Genomic DNA, 4,256 nt, shown 5'->3' with positions numbered 1-4,256 from the left:
TCTCGGTTGATGCGTTTTTTGCTAGTCATAACTGGTTCAATTATGGCTCAAATGCTTGCCTGACAAAGGTTTCATTCTATTTTACCTTTCTTTTTTATACCCCTTGACAATTTGCACTTTTTCTTAACTTGTCACAAATGCTCCTACGATGATTTGCGTTGGTCGAGGTTCAAGAATTTTGCACCGAAGGAGATGTTTGAGGTCGTCAACGATCATGTTTTCCCTTTCCTGCGGACTTTGGGGGGGGATGATTCGACTTACGCGCACCACATGAAGGATGCCCGCTTCACTATTCCGACACCGGCCCTGCTTTCTAAAGTGGTGGATTTGCTGGATGGTGTACCGATGGAAGACAGGGACACTAAAGGCGACCTTTATGAATATATGTTGGGCAAGATTGCCTCCGCTGGACAAAACGGACAGTTTCGCACACCGCGCCACGTTATTCAGTTGATGGTGGAACTGACTGCACCCAGCCCAGGTGATGTGATTTGCGATCCAGCTAGTGGGACTTGCGGTTTTCTGGTGGCTGCTAATGAATATTTGCGATCGCATCACCCGGAAATTCTGCGCGATACCAAGATGAAGCAACATTTTCACCATCAGATGTTTCACGGGTTCGACTTTGACAATACTATGCTGCGGATTGGCAGTATGAATATGCTTTTGCATGGCGTAGAGAACCCGGATGTGCGCTATCAGGATTCGCTGGCACAGGAACATTCTAGTGATGCAGAATCTTATAGTCTTGTCCTGGCTAATCCACCTTTTGCTGGTTCGTTGGACTATGAGAACACGGCTAAGGACTTGCAGGCGATCGTCAAAACCAAGAAAACTGAATTACTATTTCTGGCTCTCTTTTTAAGATTGCTGAAACCAGGGGGACGGGCAGCAGTAATTGTGCCGGATGGGGTGCTTTTTGGTTCTTCTAAGGCTCATAAGGAATTGCGCCGCTTGTTGGTGGAGGAACAGAAGCTTGATGCTGTGATATCTCTGCCTGGTGGTGTATTTAAGCCTTATGCGGGTGTTTCTACTGCGATTTTACTATTCACTAAAACTAACTCAGGTGGAACTGATTCTGTTTGGTTCTACAATGTGAATGCTGACGGCTGGAGTTTGGACGATAAAAGAACGCCTTTGCTTTCTGAAGATAAATTAGGTGCTGTGCCTGCTGGGACGCTAACAGTAGAGGAACATACTAAGAATAATCTACCGGATGTGTTGGCTCGTTGGCAATCTCGGAATACTACGGAACGAGAGCGACTCCGCACTGCTCAAAGTTTCTGTGTACCAAAGGCTGATATTGCTTCTCAGGGGTATGACCTCAGTCTGAATCGTTATAAGGAAATGGTGCATGAAGAGGTGGAACATCGCGCACCTAAAGACATCCTTGCTAATTTGGCGAAGTTAGAGGTGGAGATTCAGCAGGGGATGAAAGAGTTAGGGGGGCTGTTGAGATGAGCAGCGCCTGGAAGAAAATTGCAATTGGCGATGTCGTGGATAGTGTTAAGACATGGAATCCTCTGCGCTCCCTGCGAGATGATAGTTTCGACTATGTTGACTTAAGTGCAATTGATCAAGACTCAAAGACCATTATTGGGGTGCGTAAGGTTGTATGTGGCGATGCACCCAGTCGCGCCCGCCAACTCGTAGTAAAAGGAGATGTTCTCGTCTCAACTGTGCGTCCTAACTTGAATGGCGTAGCGCTAGTACCCGAAGAACTCGACGGAGCAACAGCTTCAACAGGGTTCTGTGTTCTTAGACCACGTAAAGATTTTCTTGACGGAACCTACTTATTTCATTGGGTCAAGTCGCCAAATTTTATCAGCGACATGGTGAAAAAGGCAACAGGAGCTAATTATCCTGCTGTTTCCGATCGCATCATCTCTGAATCGCAAATCCCCCTCCCACCATTGGAAGAACAGAAGCGGATTGCGGAGGTACTCGATCGCGCGGAAGAAATCAGGTCTAAACGTCGGGAGGCGATCGCAGAACTCGACACCCTCACCCAAGCCATCTTCCTAGAAATGTTCGGTGATCCAGTGAGCAATCCAAAAGGGTGGGATATGAGTAAAACTTTGGGGGATGTTGCTGAGCTTGTATCGGGAATTACCAAGGGACGAAAACTCAACGGGAAAGCAGTACGTGAGATTTCTTATCTAGCAGTAGTTAATGTTCAAGACCGTAGGCTTGATCTAACCATAATAAAGACTATAGAAGCAACAGAAGATGAAATTTCACGCTATAAACTTCAAGTAAATGACTTGCTCCTTACTGAAGGTGGCGATCCTGACAAGTTAGGCAGAGGTACTCTTTGGAATGGAGAACTCCCTGAGTGTATCCATCAAAACCATATTTATCGTGTTCGTATTACCTCGAATCAAATTCATCCATTGTTTCTGAATTGGTTAATTGGTAGCCAGCGCGGAAAGAAATACTTCTTAAAACAGGCAAAGCAAACGACAGGAATTGCCACAATCAATATGACCCAGTTGCGCGGGTTTTCGCTTCTAATACCACCTCTTGACCTTCAACAAGAATTTGCCTGCCGGGTCGAAGCTATAGAAAAACTCAAAGCAGCACACCGCGCCTCACTGTCAGAACTCGATATCCTTTTTGCTTCCCTCCAACATCGAGCATTCCGAGGAGAGTTATAGCTATGCGTGGAGAATTTCTTGGAGTTTGGTCTGAATCTTGGCGGGAAATATGGAGCAAACTCGCCCGACATACCAAAGCACCTGATGACTTGTTTATCGAGCTTTACCGAGAGTTAAACACCGTACTTATTATCCCGCAAAATCCGATGAGATTGGCGGAAATCCTCAATGATCCAGCACTGGCGAGAAAGGCTTTTATAAAAATAAAATTTAGGCACTTACGTGGTGAACGGTTTATTGTGGAGTTTTTTGAAAAAGCCTATAATGTTCTGGAAGAATTTGGAAGCGATGTGCTTACTAAGCACTACTTTAATTTAGTTAGTGCCTTTATAGATAAATACAGTTTGCGTTATAACTTGAGGGAACCTTGTTGTCTTTCCCCGACACTTTCAGGAATCTTTACAAATCTCATGCGGGAACTCAAAATAGTAACCAGTAAGGATGCTCACCTCAATAGCCTAATGAAAGACTTCGAGGATGCCATTTGCGATTTACGAATTGATTGTTCAGATAGGCGAATCAAGGTGTGCCTTAGCGGACAGTTCATGTTGTTAGAAGCGATAGGATCAAAATATCTGGGGAAAGACGGGCAAACATTAGGTAATATCTGCAACAAGATCAATTTGCCACATTCAGCACTAAAAGAGGCGTTGAGTAAGATATATGGATTTGCATCTGACTATCCTGCATTCAGGCATGGAGGCAATCCCAATAGTGTAAATAGGGACATTGATATGCGCGAGATGGTAGTGATGTCTATTATTCTTGCTGGTTTTACCCTCTATCTTACAGATCAAATCAACGCTGATATTGTTTACCGAGGAGAATTATGACATGAAAGCCACTGAAGCCAAGCTACTCGCCTTTATCAAGAAGTCCCCCCAGTTCGTTATTCCCATCTACCAGCGTACTTACTCGTGGACAGAAAAGGAATGTCGGCAATTGTGGGATGACATCCTGCGTACTGGCTCCAACGATGACATTACTACTCACTTCTTTGGCTCTATTGTCTACATCGAAAAAGGACTTTACCAAGTATCAAGCCAGTCACCACTGCTTGTAATTGACGGACAGCAACGCTTAACAACAGTTACATTATTAATCACAGCACTGGCTAATGCCCTTGAGGATACTGAGCCAGTAGAAGGTTTTTCACAGCGCAAATTACGAAACTATTATTTACTTAACCCTGAAGAAGATGGAGAACAGCATTTCAAACTCATTCTTTCGCAAACTGATAAGGATTCACTTATAGCCATTCTCAATAACTCCGAGCAACCCAAAGACTCTTCCATCCGCGTGACAGAAAACTTAAAGCTTTTCGAGTCGTTGATTAAAGATTCTAAGGATAAGCTAACGACTATATGCAAAGGACTAGCAAAACTGTTAGTTGTAGATGTTGCCCTTAGCCGAGATCAGGACAATCCACAACTCATTTTTGAGAGCATGAACTCAACCGGTCGTGAGCTAAGTCAAGCCGATCTAATCCGTAACTACATCCTCATGGGACTGGAACCTCAGCTCCAGACTAAGCTTTATGAGCAATATTGGCGACCTATGGAAGTAGAGTTTGGACAAGAGGCTTATGGTACACAGTTC

General features: G+C 44.4%; 4 protein-coding genes. All 4 read left to right on the top strand.

Features of this window, described 5'->3' with window-relative positions:
* Window positions 1-192: 192 nt before the first annotated feature.
* Window positions 193-1,461 (top strand): HsdM family class I SAM-dependent methyltransferase, encoded by a 1,269-nt coding sequence (locus ACUVJL_RS32825; protein WP_445249658.1) that lies wholly within the window; start codon window positions 193-195, stop codon window positions 1,459-1,461.
* Window positions 1,458-2,657: a restriction endonuclease subunit S gene (locus tag ACUVJL_RS32820; protein WP_445249657.1), complete on the top strand. Its 1,200-nt coding sequence runs from the start codon at window positions 1,458-1,460 to the stop codon at window positions 2,655-2,657. The genes ACUVJL_RS32825 and ACUVJL_RS32820 overlap by 4 nt, the downstream gene beginning before the upstream one ends.
* Before the next feature lie 2 nt (window positions 2,658-2,659).
* The gene (locus ACUVJL_RS32815) at window positions 2,660-3,490 is read left to right on the top strand and encodes a hypothetical protein (protein ID WP_445249656.1); all 831 of its coding nucleotides are present in this window, start codon (window positions 2,660-2,662) and stop codon (window positions 3,488-3,490) included.
* Window position 3,491: 1 nt separating this feature from the next.
* Window positions 3,492-4,256: DUF262 domain-containing protein (locus tag ACUVJL_RS32810; RefSeq protein ID WP_445249655.1), on the top strand; the 765-nt coding region annotated here is incomplete at its 3' end.

The sequence above is a fragment of the Microcoleus sp. OTE_8_concoct_300 genome (assembly GCF_031383065.1).
Taxonomy (GTDB): domain Bacteria; phylum Cyanobacteriota; class Cyanobacteriia; order Cyanobacteriales; family Microcoleaceae; genus Microcoleus.
This window is presented reverse-complemented; position numbering and strand designations above follow the sequence as displayed.

What these genes read in the sequence shown, in the direction of transcription:
- ACUVJL_RS32820 (WP_445249657.1), top strand. Translation starts at nt 1,458, where the DNA reads ATGAGCAGCGCCTGGAAGAAAATTGCAATTGGCGATGTCGTGGATAGT.
- ACUVJL_RS32815 (WP_445249656.1), top strand. Translation starts at nt 2,660, where the DNA reads ATGCGTGGAGAATTTCTTGGAGTTTGGTCTGAATCTTGGCGGGAAATA.
- ACUVJL_RS32825 (WP_445249658.1), top strand. Translation starts at nt 193, where the DNA reads ATGTTTGAGGTCGTCAACGATCATGTTTTCCCTTTCCTGCGGACTTTG.